An 18,754-nucleotide genomic window follows, 5' to 3' on the forward strand; every position below is an offset into this window, starting at 1 on the left:
AATGCCCCTGAAGGGGCGCGGGGCCGTCGCACTATGCGGCTCCGCCGCGTGGGCGAGACCAGCCCCCACCCACCCGCAGCCGCCAACGATTCCGAACCACTCCCCTCGAAAGGCGAAGATGCAGACCGCCCGCTTCACCCTCGACCCCGCCTTCACCATCGCCCAGGTCAACCCCCGTATCTTCGGCAGCTTCGTCGAACACCTCGGCCGGTGCGTCTACACCGGCATCTTCGAACCGGACCACCCCACGGCCGACGAAACGGGCCTGCGCCAGGACGTCCTGGACCTCGTCCGCGAACTCGGCGTCACCACCATCCGCTACCCCGGCGGCAACTTCGTCTCCGGCTACAAGTGGGAGGACTCGGTCGGCCCCGCCGAGGACCGCCCCCGCCGCCTCGACCTCGCCTGGCACTCGACGGAGTCCAACCGTTTCGGCCTGTCCGAGTACATCGACTTCCTCCGCAAGATCGGCCCCCGGTCCGAGCCGATGATGGCCGTCAACCTCGGCACCCGCGGCGTCGCCGAGGCCCTCGAACTCCAGGAGTACGCCAACCACCCGGCCGGCACCGCGCTCTCCGACCTCCGCGTCTCCCACGGCGACAAGGACCCCTTCGGCATCCGGCTGTGGTGCCTGGGCAACGAGATGGACGGCCCCTGGCAGACCGGCCACAAGACGGCCGAGGAGTACGGCAGGACCGCCGCGGAGACGGCCCGCGCGATGCGCCAGATCGACCCGAAGGTCGAACTCGTGGCGTGCGGTTCCTCCAGCCAGGGCATGGCCACGTTCGCCGAGTGGGAGGCCACGGTCCTCCAGGAGACGTACGACCTCGTCGACTACGTCTCGCTGCACGCCTACTACTGGCCCGAGGACGGCGACGTCGACTCCTTCCTCGCCTCCGCCGTCGACATGGAGTCCTTCATCGAGAACGTGGTCGCGACCTGCGACCACGTGGGCGCCCGCCTCAAGTCGAAGAAGAAGATCAACCTCTCCTTCGACGAGTGGAACGTCTGGTACATCCCCGACTGGCACGAGCACGCGGACGGCATCGACCAGCGGGACTGGCCCGAGGCCCCGAGGCTGCTGGAGGACAACTACAGCGTCATGGACGCGGTCGTCTTCGGCTCGCTCCTCATCGCGCTGCTGCGGCACGCCGACCGCGTCACCGTCGCCTGCCTCGCCCAGCTGGTCAACGTCATCGCGCCGATCATGACCGAGCCGGGCGGCCCGGCGTGGCGGCAGACGACGTTCTTCCCGTTCGCGCAGGCCGCCAAGTACGGCCGCGGCCAGGTCTTGGACGTCCGGGTGGACTCCCCGACGTTCGAGACGAAGAAGTACGGCGAGGCCGACCTGCTGCACGCCACCGCCGTGCGCGCCGAGGACGGCACGGTCACCGTCTTCGCGGTCAACCGCAGCCGCACCGACGCCCTGCCCCTCGACGTCGCCCTGAACGGCCTCGACCTGACGGCGGTCGTCGAGCACAGCGCCCTCGCGGACGCCGACCCGGACGCCCGCAACACCCTCGACGACGCGGAGCGGGTCACCCCGCACGCCGTCGAGGGCACGGCACTCAAGGACGGCAGCCTCACCGCCGTACTGGAACCGCTGTCCTGGAACGTGATCCGCCTGAGCTGACCGGGCGGACGATCTTCACAGGGCCCCAAGACCGCGTTCAGCTTCCCTAAGGGTTTGCTCAGCTTGGGGCCCTACCGTCGCCGCCCATGCGCACGTTGATCCTGCTCGCCCTCGCGGGCCTCGGGGCCCAGCTCGTCGACGGCAGCCTCGGCATGGCCTACGGGGTGACCTCGACGACGCTGCTGCTGGCCCTGGGCACCAACCCGGCCGCCGCCTCCGCGACCGTCCATCTCGCCGAGATCGGTACGACGCTGATGTCGGGGGCGGCGCACTGGCGCCTCGGGAACGTCGACTGGAGAGTGGTCGCGCGGATCGGCCTACCGGGCGCGGTGGGCGCGTTCCTCGGGGCGACCGTGCTGTCCCGGCTGTCGACGGAGGTCGCGAAGCCGGTGATGTCCGCGATCCTGCTGGGGCTGGGTGTGTACGTCCTGGTCCGGTTCACCTTCCGGGGGCTGCCGGAGGGCCGGCTGGGCAGGCCGCTCCGGCGCCGGTTCCTGGCCCCGCTGGGGCTGGTCGCCGGCTTCCTCGACGCCACCGGGGGAGGCGGCTGGGGCCCCGTCGGTACGCCCGCCCTCCTCGCCTCCGGCCGGATGGAGCCGCGCAAGGTCATCGGCTCCATCGACACCAGCGAGTTCCTCGTCGCGGTGTCCGCCGGCCTCGGTTTTCTGTTCTCCCTCGGCTCCCAGGGCATCGACGCCATGTGGGCCGCCGCGTTCCTGATCGGCGGTCTGGTCGCCGCGCCCCTCGCCGCCTGGCTGGTGCGGCTGCTGCCGCCGAGGGTGCTGGGCTCGGCGGTCGGCGGAGTGATCGTCGTGACCAACGCCCGCACCCTGCTGACCAGTGACGTGCTCTACGTCGCCCTGTACGCGCTGTGGGCCGCCGCCCTCGCGTACTCGGTCCGCGCCCACCTCAAGGAGCGGAACGCGACCGCGGCCGAGTCCGCCGAGGAGCGTCAGCCGGTCGGCACCTGACCGACCGGACGGACACGTCCACATGCCTCAACTCACCTGTGAATGGCTGGAGTTCGTCGTGGCCATGCCATGCGCGGCCCCCTACGATGCGAACGCCTTCGGCCTTCACAGAAAAGTCACTGTTTCTTCAAAGATTCAACCGGCTTGAAAAAACGGGGTCGGAGGCGCAGCCACCCCCCATCCCCAAGGAGAGCTCCATGGCACGTGGACTCCTGCGACTCCTGCTGAGCGGCGGCGCGCTGGCCGCTCTGCTCACGGCGACGTTGCCCGCTCAGGCCGCGCCGGCGTTCGAAGACCCGCCGCCGGACAAGATCGTCATCAAGGTCGCCACGGTGAACGGCTCCGGCTGCCCCCAGGGCACCACCGCCGTCGCCGTCTCCGAGGACAACACCGCCTTCACGGTGACCTACAGCGACTACCTCGCCCAGGTCGGCGGCAACTCCGACCCCACGGCATTCCGTAAGAACTGCCAGCTCAGCCTGGTCGTGCACGTCCCCGGTGGCTTCACCTACGCCATCGCCAGCGCCGACTACCGCGGCTTCGCCTCCCTCCAGTCCGGCGCGAACGCCATGCAGAGAGCCTCGTACTACTTCCAGGGCTCACCGAACACGCAGTTCCGCAGCCACCCCTTCAGCGGCCCCCTCAACGACAACTGGCAGGCCACCGACGAGACCGACTGGGCGCAGCTGATCTGGGCGCCCTGTGGAAAGCAGCGCAACTTCAACATCAACACCGAACTGCGCGTGAACGCCGGCTCGTCGTCTCCGAGCAAGGTCAGCTTCATGACCATGGACTCGACCGACGGTGACATCAGCACCGTGTACCACCTGGCGTGGAAGGAGTGCCCGGGCAACAAGTAGCAGCACCGGTACGCAAGCCGAGCCGCGCCCGCCGATTGCAGCGGGCGCGGCTTGGCGTCGGTGTGGGTGTCGGGTCAGCTCCTCACTCCCAGGGTGAGCGTCCCCGCGTAGCCGGCGGAGGGTGAACTGCCCAGTGCGGTCAGGGTCAGCAGCCCGGACGCGGCGCCTCCGTCGTCGTAGATGGAGTCCTGGGCGAGGGTGGTGCGCGGGACGGTGTTCGCGGCGTAGACGGCGAGCGCGGCGACCCGGGTCGTGATCGTCTCGTCGAAGAAGAGCTGGCCGGTGTGGAGTTCCTGGCCGCCGGTGAACGAGCCGTCGGCGGTGAGCGTGACGTCGGTGTGCACCTTGACGTGGATGTGGACGCACCGGCCGCGGTACCAGCCGGGGTACACGGACGTGATGCGCGCGACGCCGTCCGCCCCCGTGAGCACGCCGCCCCGCAGGAAGGTGCCGTTGTCGGGCTCGTCGTGGCCGTTGTTGCCGACGAAGCCGGAGTACTCGCCGAGGGCGTCGCAGTGCCAGATCTCCACCAGGGCGCTGTTCAGCGGCGCGCAGGTGCTGTCGTCGACGACGGTGAGCGTGAGCTGCAGCGGGATGCCGGTCTTGCCCTCGCTGATGTCGGCGCGGACTAGCTGTCCGTCGAGGTAGTAGGGGCCTTCGGTCATCTCCTTCGTGAGTGTGCAGACGGCCGCGGCGGCGACGGGGGCCGGGTCGGTCGCCTCGGCTGTGGGGGCGTCAGGCGCGGCGGCGGCGACGGCCAGCGATGCGGCCGTGGCGCCGGTGGCGATGAGGACGGTGCGGCGCCCGATCGCGGTGGGGGTTGTCGCTGCTGTGCCTTTTGAAGATACGTCTGTCATGAGCACGGCACCGTAGGAAGGCATGCTGTTGATGGGCTGTCAGTTGAGCAAAGTGAGCATCCGTCAAGTTCCTTGTCGGACACGTCACTTGAGGTCGCGCAGAGAGGGGCGGTGGGGGGGCCTCGGCGGCAAGGCAGGCACAGGTCGGGCCGGCTCAGCGGACCGGGCCGGCTCCCAGCTGCCTGGCCCAGTCCAGCAATTCATGTGCGGCCAGCGTGGTGCCCAGCCAGTCGTGGTCGAGGTCGGCTCCTGGAAGGGAGGGTACGACCGCGACGTAGAGTCCGGCAGCACGCGCAGCGGTAGTGCCCGTGGCCGAGTCCTCGAACGCGACGGAGTGCTCGGGGGGCGTACCGAGTGCCTCGCATGCTGTGAGGTAGAGCTCTGGTGCGGGCTTGGGGGAGCGCACTTCGTCGGCGGCGAACGAGTGCGTGAAGCAGTCGGCGAGACCGGCCGACCACAGGGCCGTGTCCAGCAATTCCCGGGGGCTGTTGCTGGCTACGGCGATCGGTACGGCTGCCCGGCAGGCGCGCACCAGTTCCGCCGCCCCGGGGAGGGCTGCGGCGCCCCGGGCCAGCTCCTTGCGGACCCCTTCGAGGAGTTCGGCGGCGATCTCGGCGCCGGCGCCGGGGCGCCCGAGGTACTCGGCCATGGCTTCTCCGGCGGCTTCCACGGTGCGGCCGATGACCAGGGCTTTCTGTTCAGGGCCGAAGGGATGGCCATGCGCCGCGAAGATGGCCGTTTCCGCAACGGTCCAGCAGGCCTCGGTGTCGACCAACAGGCCGTCGCAGTCGAAGACCACAGCCTCGGCGCTGGTGGGGAGCGTGCCCATGTACCTGTCCTTTCACTTCGGGTGGTGTGCAGGTTGCCCGTTCGGTGGCTGTCCGGGTCGTCTGCGGTTGCGCCGTCCGGTGCCCTACTGTCCGAGTGCGAGCCGGACGCCGAAGGCGGCGATGACCGTGCCCGTGAGGCGGTCGAGGTGGCGGCGGGCCGAGGGGCGTTGCAGGCGGTCGCGGAGCATGTGCGCGAAGGTGATCAGCGCACAGGCCCAGATGACGGCCAGGAGAATGTGCACACCGGCCAGCAGTACCCCTGGAGCAAGGTGCGAGGCACCGGAGGGGATGAACTGCGGGAGCACCGCAACGTAGAAGGCGCCCATCTTCGGGTTGAGGAGATTGGTCACGAACCCTTGTCGCCAGCCACCGGGCAGGGTGTCACCGGCGCCCGTCCTGGTCCTGGTCCCGCCCCCGGTCTCCGCTGTCCGCGGGCTCTCGATCGATGAGGGGCGCCAGGTGGCCCACAGCAGCCTGCCGCCCATCCACACCAGGTACGCGGCCCCGGCCCAACGGAGAGTCTCGTACGCGAGGTGAGACGCGGTCAGCAGTGTGGTCACACCGAGCGAGGTGAGCACGCCCCAGACCAGAGTGCCGCTCTGGATGCCGAGGACCACGCCCCACGCGCGACGGCGGTGCCTGAGCGCCGCGGTGCGCAGGATGAGTGCGGAATCCAGTCCCGGAGTGAGCGTGAGGAGTCCCACTATCAGGGCGAAAGTCCCCATTGAGTCTAGGGTGATCATGAGCGATCACCCTAGGTCGGGGGGCGCGGAACGTCTACACTTCTGCCCGATATCGGGCAGGAACTGGAGTGTTCGCCTCGATTCGACGGAGATCGAAGGCGCGTGCGGGGGTGTGGCACACGGGCCCAGGCTGGTCGGCGTACGAGAAAACAACGGGGAACAACGGGGAAAGGAAGTACCTCATGTCCATCCGCAAGAGCCGACTCGCCCTCGGCGTAGCCGCCTTCGTCGGTACCGCCGCCATGCTCGCCGTGCCCACCTCCGCCCAGGCGGCCGGGGACCCGGCGACCTGGCCCTGCGACCCGTCGGAGTTCTGCATCTACCACGACGGTCAGGGCGGCGGCGCGCACTACTCGCTGTCGGACGGCGCGTCCAACCTGGGCCAGCTGGCGGGCGGTCTCAATGACCACGTGTGGTCGGTGAAGAACATCTCCGGCAGCTCGTGGTGCCTGTATCGGGACGCGGACTACGAGAACGAGATCCAGGTGATCCTGGACGGGCAGGCACTGGACCTGGCTTCGCCGGTCCGGGACCAGGTCAGTTCCGTCGGGGAGTGCTGAGAGGCCTGCCGGAGCCTCCGGAGCCTTCCGGGGGAGCGCCCCGCCGCACGTGGCCGTGCGGCGGGGCGCTCCCCATGACTTCTGAGGGTGTCAAGAGGCGACGAACCCCGGAGCATGTGAGTGCACGACGTGCCGAACGGGGATGGCTCACATGGCCGTACGTATTCACTTCACCGACGACGATCTCGCCCAGATCAGGCTGGCGCAGGCTCCCGACCCGATGTGGGAGGCGCTGCTCAGCATGCACATGCTTCAGACGGACACCGGTTCCGCCGTCTTCGGCGGCTGGCGGCGCCGGGTACGACGCGAACTGCCCGCCGCCGTGCATCCGTTGCTCCGCATGGCCCCGCCCGTCGGCTACTCGGCCGACTTCCTCACCCCGGCCGCCGGCACGGGCGGCTTGGACGCCGGGATCGGTGCCCTGTTGTCCACGCCACGCCAGCGGCTGCGGAGCGACCTGGTGGAACTGTCCCGCGCGGGCCGACGGCTGCCGCCCTGGGCGCGTTCCCTCGCCGACGGTGACAGGGAGGCCGTCGGCCACCTCGCGCGCGTCTTCCGGGCGTACTTCACGGCCGCGCTGGCCCCCTGGTGGAGTCGCCTCCGCACCCGCTTCGGCGCCGAACGTGCCGCCCACGGACGGTATTTGGCCGACGGCGACCTCGGCGCGCTGCTCGGCGCCCTCCACCCCGGTCTCGTCTGGCGGCGGCCCGTACTGGAGGTGACGGGGCTGGGCGCGGACCGTGACGTCCGCCTCGACGGACGCGGGCTCCTCGTCCTCCCGGCGTACTTCTGCTGGCGCAAGCCGACGCTGCTGAAGGATCCGGCGCTGCCGTGCGTCGTCGTCTACCCGATGACCCACGAGACGCCCCTGAACGGCGGCACGTCAGGGCTCCGCTCCTTGAACGCCCTCCTTGGGCGCACCCGCGCCGGGATCCTCGAATCGGTCGCGGACCACGGTGTGACGACGACCGAACTCGCCCACGACGCGGGCATCTCACCGGCCACGGCCAGCCATCACGTCGGCATCCTGCGCAAGGCCGGGTTACTGAGCACGTGCAGAGCGGGGAAGGCGGCGCTGCACTCCGTTACGCCGCTGGGGCTTGCCCTGCTGGACGGACGTGCGCGATGAACTCCGTCCAGGTGGCGGGGGAGAGGGTGAGCGCGGGGCCCCGCCGGTTCTTGGAGTCGCGTACGTGGATGGTGTGGGGGGAGGTGGCGACCTCTACGCAGTCGCCGTCCCCGCCGCTGCTGTAGCTGGACTTGTGCCAGGCGAGGGCTACTTCGACGCAGTCATCGCCGGATCCGCCGCTGTAGCTGCTCTTGAACCAGGCCAGTTCACTGGTGCTCATAGCTCTCCTCGCATCCGCTGCAACAGGCTCAGGGAGTCCTTCAGAGTGAGAGCCTGTGAGCGCATCCTGGCATACCGCATCTGGAGCATGCTGACCACCTTCGAGTCAGCGATGAACTGGCCGCTTTCCTGCCCCTCGCAGTAGGCGAACCACTTGTTCTCCGGAGTCTCCAGCAGCCGCATGGGGCCGTCCAGCCCCGCGTGCGTCTCCTGCTCCGTCGGCATGACCTGGATCTCCACGTTCCGCAGCTCGGCGATCGCCAGCACGTGGTCGATGAGCTTCCGCGTGACCTCCAATCCGCCTGTGTGCCGCCGGAAGAGGTGCTCTTCCAGGATGAAGGCGAACGCAGTGTTCGGCCGCTCCCGCAGCAGTCGTTGCCGCTCGGCGCGTGCTGCCCACTGCGCCTCGATCTGCTCGTCGTCCATGGGCGGCAGCTGGTTCGTGAACAATGTGCGCGCGTACGCCTCCGTCTGCAACAACCCCGGAATCAACCGGCACTCGTACGTGTACAGCGTGATCGCCGTCGCCTCCAACCGCGCCCACCGCCGAAACCATGCCGCCAATCCCGGCTGCCGACTCAGACACGGCGCCGACTTCCGTAGCGCCCCCGTGTTCCCCAGCACCCCCTCCGCCCGGTCCGGGAACGTCGGATCCGGCATCCGCCGCCCCAACTCCACCGAAGCCACCGTGTGTTTGGACAGCCCCACCAGGTCCCCGAACTCCTCCCGGCTCAACCCCGCATGTTCCCGCAGCGCCTGGACCACCGCGCCGAACGTCCGCAGACTGTCCGACGCCTCCGGCTCGCCACCCGCACCCACCACACCATCGACCACGGTCGGTCACCTCCCGCGCTCATGGTCACGGGTGGTGATGAGTACTGTCCAGTCCGTAACCGCGTACGCTGCGGCAGCGTACGCGGCTGCCACCTGGTGAACTGCCGTCCCCGCCCGCCAGATTGGGCTCATGCGCGCACCCCACACCCCCCAACCCCCGGTCACCGTACGTGTGTTCACCCAGCGCCTCAGCGCCACCCCGCGCGGCGCCCGCCTCGCCCGGCACCTCGCCGTGAACCAGCTCCACGCCTGGGGTGTCCCGCACGGCAGCGACGCCTCCGACGCCGTCGCGGTGATCGTCGCCGAGCTGGCCGCGAACGCAGTGACCCACGGCCGAGTCCCCGGCCGGGACTTCGAGCTGAGGCTCTCCCTGCCCACGGGCAGCATCCGCGTGGAGGTCAGCGACACCCGTACCGAATCCCACCCCCCGAAACCCGGCGACGTACGACGTCCACACCCCCTCGACGAACACGGCCGCGGGCTCGTCCTCGTCGAGGCGCTGGCCGACCGGTGGGAGGTGGTGGAGCGGGGTGACTCGCCCGGCAAGACCGTCTGCGCCGAGGTCGACCTGCCCGGGTGGCTGGCCCTGGTCAGGATGCGCGGAAGCGGTCAATGGCCTTGACGTGCAAGGGGTTCGATTCTACGGTCCCGTTCGAACTTGCGAGCGCTGTTCGGCATATCGGCCGACGGCCCGGCCTGTCACCCCCACCGCAAGGAGGACCCGCATGCCCCGCACCCTCCGCAAGCGCACAGCCCTGATCGCACTCCCCGCCGCCGCTGTCCTCGCCCTCATCCCGTCCTCGGCGACCGCGTACCCCAACCCCGGCCGCGTCACCGGCGACATCGTCACCCACGACCCGACGATGCTCCGCACCTCGTCCGGCCAGTACCTGCTGTACGCCACCGGCGGCGGCATCGCCAACAAGACCTCCAGTGACCGCACCGCCTTCAGGAACGGCGCCGACGCGTTCTCCTCCCGGCCGGGCTGGTGGTCGACCTACTCCTCGGTGCCGGAGGCCTGGGCGCCGGACATCTCGTACCAGGGCGGCAAGTACCTGATGTACTACTCCGTCTCGAAGTTCGGCTCGAACACGTCGGCCATCGGCCTCGCCACCTCCAGCACCGGCCGGCCCGGGAGTTGGACCGACCAGGGCACCGTCTACACGTCCGGCTCCTCAAGCGACTACAACGCCATCGACCCGAACCTCTTCGTGAACGACGACGGCAAGTGGTGGCTGTCCTTCGGCAGTTGGTGGACGGGGATCAAGATGATCCAGATCAACCCGTCCACGGGGAAGCAGCTCTCCTCCAACACCACCCGCCACTCCCTCGCCTCCCGCCCGACCGGCACCAAGGCCGTGGAGGCACCCTTCATCGTGAAACGGGGCGGCTACTACTACCTCTTCGCGTCCTACGACACCTGCTGCGCGGGCACCAGCTCCACGTACAAGGTCAAGGTCGGCCGTGCCACCAGCGTCACCGGCCCGTACCTCGACAAGAGCGGCGTCTCGATGATGAACAACGGCGGGACCCCGGTCCTGGAGTCCCACGGCAGCGTCATCGGCCCCGGCGGCCAGTCGATCATGAACGACGTCGACGGCGACCTGATCGTCTACCACTACTACGACGGCAACGACAACGGCACACCCAAGCTGGGCGTCAACCTCTTGAACTGGGCCACGGGTTGGCCCGTCGCCTACTGACGCCGTCAGCGAAAGGGCGCTACCCGGCCGCCCCCATCCCCGCCGCATTCGGCCAAGACTGACTGTTGGGCCACCCGGTCGCCGGCGCCGGAGTGAGCCCCGGCCCGGTGGTCCCCCGCACCTGCGCGGCCGTAAGGCCACCCCGAGCCGGCACCCCGGGCGGCGTAGGCCCGGGCATCGCCGCCGCAGCGGGCGCCATGGGCGCCATGGGCGACGGGAACGGCGTCGGAGCGGGCGCCGGAGCAGGGGCGGGCGCAGCCGCCGGCACAGGCACGGGCGTGGGCATCGGTGTGGGCATCGGCGTGGGTATCGGTGTGGGCATCGGCGCCGGGGCCGGAGCCACCGGGACCGGCGCCGGCATGGGCATCCCCGTGCCCTGCGGAGGCACCGTGGCGGCGGCCGGCGCCACCACCTGCGGCTGTGGCTGAGGCGGAGCCGGCGCCGGCATGGGCGACCCCATGGCCTGCGCGGCGAGCCCCGGCATCCCCGCACCGTTCGTGGAGCTGACCAACCGGTCCACGGCCGCCGTACCCGAGCTGTAGTTGGTCCCTGTACCCAGCTCGGGTACGGCGGCTCCCCTCCTGGACCCGTAGAGCACCTGCTCCAGGCCGGACACCAGGCGACGCACGTCCACCTGGGGGCGCACCACGAGTCGCAGGAAGCGGCTGGACGAACCGATCTTGTTGCCGCACTCGCGGACCAGGATCCGGTGCTCGGTGAGCAGCCGGTCCCGGACCACGGTGCCTTCGGCGCCCACGGGGAGGCGTACGAAGAGGAAGTTGCCCTGCGACGGATAGACCGTCAGGCCGGGGAGCGAGGAGAGCTGGCTGGCCATGTCGAGGCGGTCCCGGCGCACCTGGTGGAGGCTCTGCGCGTACTCGGCGCCGTGGTTCTTCAGCATGAACACCACGTGTTCGGCGAAGGCGTTGAGGTTCCACTTCGGCAGCATCGAGCGGACCATGCCCGCGAGCGCCGGGTTGGCGACCAGGTAGCCGAAGCGGATGCCGTGCAGGCCGAAGTTCTTGCCGAGGGAGCGCAGGACGATGACGTTCGGGCGGATCATCGCCTCCTGGACGACCGAGGGTTCCTGCTCGGCGTCGGCGAACTCCAGGAAGCTCTCGTCGATGATGACGAGGTCCAGGTCGGCCATGGCGTCCATGAACTGCACGAGCGCGTGCTTGTGGAGGTAGCCGCCGTCGGGGTTGTTCGGGTTGCAGATGACCGCCACCCGCGTCCCCCTGGCGCGGATGAACTCGGCGTACTGCGCGAGGTCGAGGGCGAAGCCGCTGGACTCCTGGAGCGGGAACATGTCGACGCGCTTGCCGGTCTCCATGGGCTGGTCGGTCCAGCGGCCGAAGGTGGGGACGGGGATGGCGAGGGACTCCCGGACCATCAGGTGGTCGATCCAGGTGATCAGCTCCGTGGAGCCGTTGCCCATCGCCACGCACTGCGGCGGGAGTCGGAGCAGACTGCACAGCTCGGCCGTGATCGTGTCCGCGCTGCTCGGGTAGTACGTGATGATGTCCCGCAGCCGGGCCCCCATGTCCTGGAACATCTCCGGCGTCGGGAAGTACGGGTTGCAGGGAATGCAGAAGTCGACCGGACCGGCCCCGTCGCCGCCCTCACGCGTCAGCGCCGCCATCGACGGGCTGTGTGCCGCGGTGCTGCGGAACAGCGAGGTGACGTTGTCGGCCATGGAACCTCCGTATGGGGCGGGCCCGGCGGGGACGACCGGGCCCGTCGTCTTTGGGTGGCCCGCGCGGGGGAGCACGGGCCGCCCTTACATACGGAGGCTGGGGTGACGCTGTTCAACCACTGAGAGACCGGTGAGAACTTGTGTGCCACCTGTGAAGAACCGTCAGAACGGACGGTCGATGGGGCTCAGCAGCTGAACGAGTGGACCGTCGTCGAACGGTACGTCTGCCCAGGTCGCAGCACCGTCGAGGGGAACGACGGCTTGTTCGGCGAGTCCGGGAAGTGCTGCGTCTCCAGGCACAGCGCGTCGCCCTGCCGGTAGGTGCGGCCGCTCGTGCCGACGAGGGTGCCGTCGAGGAAGTTGCCGGAGTAGAACTGCAGGCCGGGCTCGGTGGTCGCCATCCGCAGGGTGCGGCCGGAGGACGGGTCCTTCAAGGTCGCGATCCACTCGGGGCGCGGCGAGATGCCCTTGTCGAGCACCCAGTTGTGGTCGATGCCCTTGCCGTACAGCAGCTGCTGGTGGGCCTCGCGCAGGTCCTCGCCGATCGCCTTGGTGCGGCGGAAGTCGAAGGGGGTGCCCGCGACGGGCGCCAGCTGACCGGTGGGGATGAGGCCCGAGTCGACGGGGGTGTAGCGGGAGGCGTCGATCTTCAGCTGGTGGTTCTCGATCGTGCCGCTGCCCTCGCCGGCGAGGTTCCAGTAGACGTGGCTGGTCAGGTTGACGACGGTGGCCTTGTCGGTGGTGGCCGCGTAGTCGATGCGCCAGTCGCCGTGCTTGGTGAGGGTGTACGTCACCTTCACCTTGAGCGTGCCCGGGTAGCCCATCTCGCCGTCGACGGACGTGTAGTACAGGTGCAGGCCGACGTCGGAGCCCTTGGTGAACGGCTCGACGTCCCACACGCGCTTGTCGAAGCCCTGGGCGCCGCCGTGCAGGGTGTTCTCGCCGTCATTGACGTTGACCTGGTAGGCCTTGCCGTCGAGCGTGAACTTGCCCTTGCCGATGCGGTTGCCGTACCGGCCGATCAGGGCGCCGAAGTACGGGCTCTTCGCGACGTAGTCCTCGATGTTGTCGAAGCCCAGGGAGACGTTGGCCGGCCGGCCGCGACGGTCGGGGATCTCCAGGGACTGCACGACGCCGCCGTAGGAGAGGACCTTCATGCGGGTGCCGCCGTTCGCCAGCGACCAGCTGTAGACCTTGGTGCCGTCGGCGAGCTTGCCGAAGAGCGCCTTCACCGGCGTCCTGCCTCCCGTGGCGTGTGCGCTGCCGACGGTCGCGGCGGTGATCCCCGCCGCCGCGGCTCCGGCTATGACCGTACGTCTGCTCATGTCCATGTGCGGCTCCTGCTCAGGAAGTTGAACCGAGAGTGGAAAGGCCCCGCCTTCCGGCGGGGCCCAGGGCCCTGCCGCCGGATTCCCGCCTGTCCCGCGGCGCCTGGCACGCACGCTCGCCGCGTTGCCGAGCCACCCACGTGGCTCCGCCACGAGGGCGCTCCGGCGCCTTGCGATCGCACGCACCAGACACCGCGGGACCCGCCCTTCGGGCGGACGCCGGGAATCCGGCGACAGGGCCCTACTTGGACTTACGAACCGACCTTGCGCTTGTTCCACACGTCGAACCCGACCGCCGCCAGCAGCACCAAACCCTTGATGACCTGCTGCCAGTCGGTGCCGATGCCGACGAGGTTCATGCCGTTGTTCAGCACGCCCAGGACCAGGCCACCGATGATCGCGCCGAGGACGGTGCCGACGCCGCCGCTCATCGACGCGCCGCCGATGAACGAGGCCGCGATCGCCTCCAGCTCGAAGTTGAGGCCGGCCTTGGGAGAGGCCGCGTTGAAGCGGGCGGCGAAGACCAGACCCGCCAGAGCCGCGAGCATGCCCATGTTCAGGAAGACCAGGAAGGTGACCTTCTTGTCCTTCACGCCCGACAGCTTGGCCGCGGGCAGGTTGCCGCCGATGGCGTAGATGTGGCGGCCGATGATCGCGTTGCGCATGACGTACCCGAAGCCGACGAGCAGCACGCCCAGGATGAGCAGCACGATCGGGGCGCCCTTGTAGCTGGCCAGCAGCATCGTCAGCGTGAGGATGGCGGCGCCGAGCGCGACCAGCTTCAGCAGGAACAGGTTGAAGGGCGGGACTTCGAGGGAGAACTCCTGCTGCCGGCGGCGGTCCCGGAACTCCTGGAAGACCACGAACGCGATCATCGCGAAGCCGAGCAGTAGTGTCAGGTTGTGGTAGTTCGTGTTCGGGCCGACCTCGGGCAGGAAGCCGTTGGCGACCTTCTGCAGCCCCTCCGGGAACGGGCCGAGGGTCTGCCCCTCCAGGAAGATCTCCGTCAGACCGCGGAAGATCAGCATGCCCGCGAGGGTCACGATGAAGGACGGTATGCCGCCGTACGCGATGAAGAACCCTTGTGCCGCACCCGCGAGGGCGCCCATGGCGAGGCAGAGGATCACCGCCACCGGCCATGGCAGGTCGTTCCTCACCATGAACACCGCGGCCATCGAGCCGATGAACGCCGTCAGCGATCCCACCGACAGGTCGATGTGGCCCGCGATGATGACCAGCATCATGCCGATCGCGAGGATCAGGATGTAGCTGTTCTGCAGCACCAGGTTGGAGACGTTGCGCGGCAGCAGCAGGTCGCCCTCGGTCCACACGGCGAACAGCACGACGATCAGGCCGAGCGCGATCAGCATGCCGTACTGCCGCATGTTGCGGCGCATACCGTCCATCACCAGCTGGAGCAGGCCCGCGCCCGCGGCCCCCGAGCTCTTGCCCGGCGGCGCGGGGGCCGGGCTCTTGGCGGTCACATCCGTGCTCATCGGGATACCTCTTTGTCCTTTGTCATCTGACGCATCAGCGATTCCTGCGAGGCCTCGGCCCGCGAGAACTCGCCGGTCAGCCGCCCCGCGGCCATCGTGTAGATGCGGTCACACATGCCGAGCAGCTCCGGCAGCTCGGAGGAGATGAAGACGACCGCCTTGCCCTGGGCGGCCAGCTGGTCGATGACCGTGTAGATCTCGTACTTGGCGCCGACGTCGATGCCTCGCGTCGGCTCGTCCAGGATCAGCACATCGGGACCCGCGAAGATCCACTTGCTGAGGACGACCTTCTGCTGGTTGCCGCCGGACAGCTTGCCCACCGGCTCGAAGACGGTCGGCGCCTTGATGTTCATGGACTTGCGGAAGCCCTCGGCGACCTGCCGCTCCCCGTGCTCGTCGACCACACCCCGCTTGGCGACCTTGCCCAGCGCGCTGAGCGAGATGTTGCGGTTGATGGTGTCGATGAGGTTCAGGCCGTAGTGCTTGCGGTCCTCGGTGACGTACGCGATGCCGTTCCTGACCGCCTCGGGGACGGACTTCGTACGGATCTCCGTGCCGTCCTTGAGGACCGTGCCGCCCGCGTAACGGCCGTACGTCCGCCCGAAGACGCTCATCGCGAGCTCGGTGCGGCCGGCGCCCATCAGGCCCGCGACGCCGACGATCTCCCCGCGCCGCACCGACAGTGACACATCGTCGACCACCTTGCGCTGCTGGTCGATCGGGTGGTGCACGGTCCAGTTGCGGATCTCCAGGGCGGGGGCCGCGCCCTTCTCCGGCTCGTGCGGGGTGCGCTCGGGGAAGCGGTGCTCCAGGTCCCGGCCGACCATCCCGCTGATGATCCGGTCCTCGGTGGTCTCGGCGGCCTTCACATCGAGCGTCTCGATGGTCTGGCCGTCGCGCAGGATCGTCACCGAGTCGGCGACCTTGCGGATCTCGTTGAGCTTGTGGGAGATGATGATCGAGGTGATGCCCTGCTTCTTCAACTCCAGGATCAGATCCAGGAGTTTGCCGCTGTCCTCGTCGTTCAGGGCCGCGGTCGGCTCGTCGAGGATGAGCAGCTTCACCTTCTTCGACAGCGCCTTCGCGATCTCCACCAGCTGCTGCTTGCCCACGCCGATGTCGGCGACGCGGGTGTCCGGGTGGTCCGAGAGACCGACCCGACGCAGCAGCTCGGTGCCGTGCCGCAGGGTCTCCCGCCAGTCGATGAACCCGCCCTTGGCGTGCTCGTTGCCGAGGAAGATGTTCTCCGCGAGGGAGAGGAACGGCGACAGCGCCAGCTCCTGGTGGATGATGACGATGCCGCGCTGCTCGCTCGCCCGGATGTCCTTGAACTCGCAGACCTCCCCCTCGAAGAGGATGTCCCCCTCGTAGGTGCCGTGCGGGTGGACGCCGGAGAGGACCTTCATCAGGGTCGACTTGCCGGCGCCGTTCTCCCCGCAGATGGCGTGGACCTCGCCCTGCCGGACGGTCAGCGTGACGTCCGACAGCGCCTTGACGCCGGGAAAGGTCTTGACGATCGAGCGCATTTCCAGGACGGGTCCCGCCATGGTCGTGCCTTCCAATCAGAGTGGGCCGGCGGTTACTTGAGGTCGCTCTCCTTGATGTAGCCGGAGTCGACGACCTCCTTCTGGTAGTTGGTCTTGTCGACCGCGACCGGCTCCAGCAGGAATGCCGGGACGACCTTCGATCCGTTGTCGTAGGTCTTGGTGTCGTTGACCTCGGGCTTCTTGTCGTTGAGCAGGGCGTCGACCATGCCCGAGGCGACCTTGGCGAGCTCGCGGGTGTCCTTGTAGACGGTCATCGACTGCTCGTCGGCGATGATCGACTTCACCGAGGCGACCTCGGCGTCCTGACCGGTGACGACCGGCAGCGGCTTGCTCCCCGAGCCGTAGTCGTCCGACTTCAGCGCCGACAGGATGCCGATGGAGATGCCGTCGTACGGCGAGAGGACCGCGTCGACGCGCTCGCTCTTGTACGCCGAGGTCAGGATGTCGTCCATACGCTTCTGGGCGGTGCCGCCGTCCCAGCGCAGGGTGGTGACCTGGGTCAGCTTGGTCTGGCCGGAGCGCACGACGAGCTGCTTCTTGTCGATGTAGGGCTGCAGGACCTTCATCGCCCCGCCGAAGAAGTAGCGGGTGTTGTTGTCGTCGTTGGAGCCGGCGAACAGCTCGATGTTGAACGGGCCCTTCTCGGAGCCGTCCTTCAGGCCGAGCTTCTCGACCATGTAGTCGGCCTGGAGCTCGCCGACCTTCTCGTTGTCGAACGACGCGTAGTAGTCGACGTTCTCCGTGCCGAGGATCAGGCGGTCGTAGGAGATCACCGGGATGTTCGCGTCCTTGGCCTGCTGGAGCACGTTGTTCATCGACTTGTTGTCGATGGCCGCGACGATCAGCGCCTTGACGCCCTGCGTGATCAGGTTCTCGATCTGCGAGACCTGCTGGTCCGGGTCGTCCTCGCCGTAGACCAGCTTGGTCTTGTAGCCCTTGGACTCCAGGTCCGTGACGACGTTCTTGCCGTCGGCTATCCAGCGCTCCGAGGACTTGGTGGGCATCGCGATGCCGATGGTGGCTCCCTCGGAGCTGCCCGAGTCCTCCTTGGAGCCGCCCTCGCCGCTCTGGCCGCAGGCGGTCAGGGTCAGCGCGAGGGACGCGGCGGAGGCTATGGCGGCGAGTGCGGCTCTGCGAGTACGCATGGTCATCATCCTTGATGTGTGTGAGCAGGGCTCGGTCGGGCGGTGCGAGGACGCTTCGAGGGCTGAACGGAGTGGAGCAAGGGTGTGTGGGATTGTGTTCGACTGCGTCTTCTTCTGTGAAGGGGGTTTGTCCGGAACGTTATGCGGGAGTTTCGAATCGCTTCAGAGTTCCGGGCAGCCGTGAACCGAGGGGCGCCATGTCGCCGTCAGCTCCGTGCCGTGCGAGCAGGTCCAGTGCCAGCCGTCCGCGCCGTACGCGTTCCCGGGCGGTGGCCAGCGTCAGGTCCCGCATGTGGTGGCCGTAGGGGTAGATGCCGGGGGCCTTGGAGAGCCCGAACTTCAGATAGAGCGGTGCGCCGCGCCGGATCAGTTCGGCGACCTCGTACATCCGCACATAGCCGCCGAGGTCGTCGGGGGCCTCGATGTACATGTCCATGGGAGCGGCGGAAACCCGCCGTATCTCGGTGAGGTGATGGAGCGTCAGGTCGCTGGGCACGTTGACGGAGTCGGCGCCGAGGTTCTCGTACACCGCGTACGCCGCCGGGTTGACGGGCCCGATCAGCGCGCTCACCTTGAGCGTCGTGTCGGCCGGGATGATCCCGGCGGCTCTCGCCCGGTGCAGCGTCCACAGCACGCCCTCGTCGGCGACGAGCAGGCACTTCACGCCCAACTCCGTTGCCCGTACGGCGTCTTCGACGCAGCCGGCGACGGCGTCGTGACCCCGGGCGCGCAGTCCGGCCCCCCGCGAGTCGGTGCGCGTGGAGCCGCCGATGTCCCAGGTGCCGCGCGGGCCGGTGAACAGGCAGAGCTCGATGTCGCGTTCGGCCGTGGCCTCGACCATCTCGGTGATCTCGGTGTCGGTCAGCATCCACACACCGCTGCCCTGGCTGATCCGGTGGATCGGCACGTCGAGCAGCGAGGCTTCCTTCAGGACGACGGCCAGCGCTTCGGGACCCTCGCACGAGGGGATCTCGGTGCGCCAGCGGCCCCCGCCCGGGAACGTGTGGGGCGAGGCGTCGGCGGGGGAGAGGTCGGGCGCGGCCAGGCCGAGGGCGGCGAGCGCCTGCTCACCGGGTCGGCGGGCTGCGGAAGCGTCGGTCACAAGCTGTCCTTCTTGTTCGATATGTCGGACGAGGTTCGCGGCTCAGGGTGTGCGGGGCCTGGTGTACGCCGGTACGGGGACCGTCAGGTTGCCCCCGTACC

The 18,754-nt window shown here is 68.9% G+C and carries 18 protein-coding genes; 7 read left to right on the top strand and 11 right to left on the bottom strand.

Going from position 1 to position 18,754, the window contains the following annotated elements; all coding sequences use genetic code 11:
• The first annotated feature begins 118 nt into the window (after window positions 1-118).
• The 3 genes from OG331_RS33930 (at window position 119) to OG331_RS33940 (ending at window position 3,464) form a co-directional block, all read left to right on the top strand.
• Complete coding sequence (locus OG331_RS33930; protein WP_406203239.1) at window positions 119-1,633, top strand: alpha-N-arabinofuranosidase; 1,515 nt, start codon at window positions 119-121, stop codon at window positions 1,631-1,633.
• Between the two features lie 86 nt (window positions 1,634-1,719).
• The gene (locus OG331_RS33935) at window positions 1,720-2,604 is read left to right on the top strand and encodes a sulfite exporter TauE/SafE family protein (protein WP_406203242.1); all 885 of its coding nucleotides are present in this window, start codon (window positions 1,720-1,722) and stop codon (window positions 2,602-2,604) included.
• Between the two features lie 197 nt (window positions 2,605-2,801).
• Entirely contained in the window at window positions 2,802-3,464 is a 663-nt protein-coding gene (locus tag OG331_RS33940) for a DUF4360 domain-containing protein (RefSeq protein WP_363035767.1), read from the top strand.
• A 74-nt stretch (window positions 3,465-3,538) separates the two neighbouring features.
• Here the strand turns inward: OG331_RS33940 and OG331_RS33945 are convergent, their stop codons facing one another.
• From OG331_RS33945 to OG331_RS33955, 3 genes are all read right to left on the bottom strand, one after another.
• Complete coding sequence (locus OG331_RS33945; RefSeq protein WP_406203245.1) at window positions 3,539-4,321, bottom strand: intradiol ring-cleavage dioxygenase; 783 nt, start codon at window positions 4,319-4,321, stop codon at window positions 3,539-3,541.
• 154 nt (window positions 4,322-4,475) lie between these two features.
• Window positions 4,476-5,150, bottom strand: a complete 675-nt coding sequence (locus OG331_RS33950; RefSeq protein WP_406203248.1) for an HAD family hydrolase — start codon at window positions 5,148-5,150, stop codon at window positions 4,476-4,478.
• 84 nt (window positions 5,151-5,234) lie between these two features.
• Window positions 5,235-5,876 (bottom strand): LysE family translocator, encoded by a 642-nt coding sequence (locus OG331_RS33955; RefSeq protein WP_406203251.1) that lies wholly within the window; start codon window positions 5,874-5,876, stop codon window positions 5,235-5,237.
• Window positions 5,877-6,076: 200 nt separating this feature from the next.
• On the opposite strand from OG331_RS33955, the gene OG331_RS33960 reads away from it, so the two are divergent.
• Both OG331_RS33960 and OG331_RS33965 read left to right on the top strand, forming a co-directional pair.
• Window positions 6,077-6,454, top strand: coding sequence for a peptidase inhibitor family I36 protein (locus OG331_RS33960; protein WP_406203254.1), 378 nt, complete (start codon window positions 6,077-6,079; stop codon window positions 6,452-6,454).
• 151 nt (window positions 6,455-6,605) lie between these two features.
• Window positions 6,606-7,583, top strand: a complete 978-nt coding sequence (locus tag OG331_RS33965) for a winged helix-turn-helix domain-containing protein (protein WP_406203257.1) — start codon at window positions 6,606-6,608, stop codon at window positions 7,581-7,583.
• On the opposite strand, the gene OG331_RS33970 is transcribed toward OG331_RS33965, so the two are convergent.
• Window positions 7,540-7,803, bottom strand: a complete 264-nt coding sequence (locus OG331_RS33970) for a DUF397 domain-containing protein (protein ID WP_406203260.1) — start codon at window positions 7,801-7,803, stop codon at window positions 7,540-7,542. The genes OG331_RS33965 and OG331_RS33970 overlap by 44 nt on opposite strands.
• The gene (locus tag OG331_RS33975) at window positions 7,800-8,636 is read right to left on the bottom strand and encodes a helix-turn-helix domain-containing protein (protein ID WP_406203263.1); all 837 of its coding nucleotides are present in this window, start codon (window positions 8,634-8,636) and stop codon (window positions 7,800-7,802) included. The genes OG331_RS33970 and OG331_RS33975 overlap by 4 nt, the downstream gene beginning before the upstream one ends.
• A gap of 130 nt (window positions 8,637-8,766) precedes the next feature.
• On the opposite strand from OG331_RS33975, the gene OG331_RS33980 reads away from it, so the two are divergent.
• Together OG331_RS33980 and OG331_RS33985 are read left to right on the top strand one after the other, a co-directional pair.
• Window positions 8,767-9,258, top strand: a complete 492-nt coding sequence (locus tag OG331_RS33980; RefSeq protein ID WP_406203266.1) for an ATP-binding protein — start codon at window positions 8,767-8,769, stop codon at window positions 9,256-9,258.
• Window positions 9,259-9,361: 103 nt separating this feature from the next.
• A complete protein-coding gene (locus OG331_RS33985; RefSeq protein ID WP_406203269.1) occupies window positions 9,362-10,339 on the top strand; it encodes an arabinan endo-1,5-alpha-L-arabinosidase in 978 nt (325 codons plus the stop codon).
• Window positions 10,340-10,358: 19 nt separating this feature from the next.
• On the opposite strand, the gene OG331_RS33990 is transcribed toward OG331_RS33985, so the two are convergent.
• From OG331_RS33990 to OG331_RS34015, 6 genes are all read right to left on the bottom strand, one after another.
• Entirely contained in the window at window positions 10,359-12,035 is a 1,677-nt protein-coding gene (locus tag OG331_RS33990; RefSeq protein ID WP_406203272.1) for a pyridoxal phosphate-dependent aminotransferase, read from the bottom strand.
• 185 nt (window positions 12,036-12,220) lie between these two features.
• The gene (locus OG331_RS33995; RefSeq protein WP_406203275.1) at window positions 12,221-13,366 is read right to left on the bottom strand and encodes an aldose epimerase family protein; all 1,146 of its coding nucleotides are present in this window, start codon (window positions 13,364-13,366) and stop codon (window positions 12,221-12,223) included.
• 248 nt (window positions 13,367-13,614) lie between these two features.
• Window positions 13,615-14,859, bottom strand: a complete 1,245-nt coding sequence (gene mmsB / locus OG331_RS34000) for a multiple monosaccharide ABC transporter permease (RefSeq protein ID WP_406203278.1) — start codon at window positions 14,857-14,859, stop codon at window positions 13,615-13,617.
• Complete coding sequence (mmsA, locus tag OG331_RS34005) at window positions 14,856-16,406, bottom strand: multiple monosaccharide ABC transporter ATP-binding protein (RefSeq protein ID WP_406203280.1); 1,551 nt, start codon at window positions 16,404-16,406, stop codon at window positions 14,856-14,858. The genes mmsB and mmsA overlap by 4 nt, the downstream gene beginning before the upstream one ends.
• A 32-nt stretch (window positions 16,407-16,438) precedes the next feature.
• Complete coding sequence (chvE, locus tag OG331_RS34010; protein ID WP_406203283.1) at window positions 16,439-17,551, bottom strand: multiple monosaccharide ABC transporter substrate-binding protein; 1,113 nt, start codon at window positions 17,549-17,551, stop codon at window positions 16,439-16,441.
• A gap of 139 nt (window positions 17,552-17,690) precedes the next feature.
• Window positions 17,691-18,653, bottom strand: a complete 963-nt coding sequence (locus OG331_RS34015; RefSeq protein WP_406203286.1) for a hypothetical protein — start codon at window positions 18,651-18,653, stop codon at window positions 17,691-17,693.
• Between the last annotated feature and the right edge of the window lie 101 nt (window positions 18,654-18,754).

It is taken from the genome of Streptomyces sp. NBC_01017 (assembly GCF_045162795.1).
Taxonomy (GTDB): Bacteria; Actinomycetota; Actinomycetes; order Streptomycetales; family Streptomycetaceae; genus Streptomyces; species Streptomyces machairae.

Bases quoted from the DNA above. Each gene is read 5' to 3' on its own strand.
- OG331_RS33970 (WP_406203260.1), bottom strand. From the start codon at position 7,803: ATGAGCACCAGTGAACTGGCCTGGTTCAAGAGCAGCTACAGCGGCGGA.
- OG331_RS33965 (WP_406203257.1), top strand. From the start codon at position 6,606: ATGGCCGTACGTATTCACTTCACCGACGACGATCTCGCCCAGATCAGG.
- OG331_RS33990 (WP_406203272.1), bottom strand. From the start codon at position 12,035: ATGGCCGACAACGTCACCTCGCTGTTCCGCAGCACCGCGGCACACAGC.
- OG331_RS33980 (WP_406203266.1), top strand. From the start codon at position 8,767: ATGCGCGCACCCCACACCCCCCAACCCCCGGTCACCGTACGTGTGTTC.
- mmsA (WP_406203280.1), bottom strand. From the start codon at position 16,406: ATGGCGGGACCCGTCCTGGAAATGCGCTCGATCGTCAAGACCTTTCCC.
- OG331_RS33945 (WP_406203245.1), bottom strand. From the start codon at position 4,321: ATGACAGACGTATCTTCAAAAGGCACAGCAGCGACAACCCCCACCGCG.
- OG331_RS33935 (WP_406203242.1), top strand. From the start codon at position 1,720: ATGCGCACGTTGATCCTGCTCGCCCTCGCGGGCCTCGGGGCCCAGCTC.
- OG331_RS33940 (WP_363035767.1), top strand. From the start codon at position 2,802: ATGGCACGTGGACTCCTGCGACTCCTGCTGAGCGGCGGCGCGCTGGCC.
- OG331_RS33960 (WP_406203254.1), top strand. From the start codon at position 6,077: ATGTCCATCCGCAAGAGCCGACTCGCCCTCGGCGTAGCCGCCTTCGTC.
- mmsB (WP_406203278.1), bottom strand. From the start codon at position 14,859: ATGAGCACGGATGTGACCGCCAAGAGCCCGGCCCCCGCGCCGCCGGGC.
- OG331_RS33985 (WP_406203269.1), top strand. From the start codon at position 9,362: ATGCCCCGCACCCTCCGCAAGCGCACAGCCCTGATCGCACTCCCCGCC.
- OG331_RS33930 (WP_406203239.1), top strand. From the start codon at position 119: ATGCAGACCGCCCGCTTCACCCTCGACCCCGCCTTCACCATCGCCCAG.
- OG331_RS33995 (WP_406203275.1), bottom strand. From the start codon at position 13,366: ATGGACATGAGCAGACGTACGGTCATAGCCGGAGCCGCGGCGGCGGGG.
- chvE (WP_406203283.1), bottom strand. From the start codon at position 17,551: ATGCGTACTCGCAGAGCCGCACTCGCCGCCATAGCCTCCGCCGCGTCC.
- OG331_RS33955 (WP_406203251.1), bottom strand. From the start codon at position 5,876: ATGGGGACTTTCGCCCTGATAGTGGGACTCCTCACGCTCACTCCGGGA.
- OG331_RS33950 (WP_406203248.1), bottom strand. From the start codon at position 5,150: ATGGGCACGCTCCCCACCAGCGCCGAGGCTGTGGTCTTCGACTGCGAC.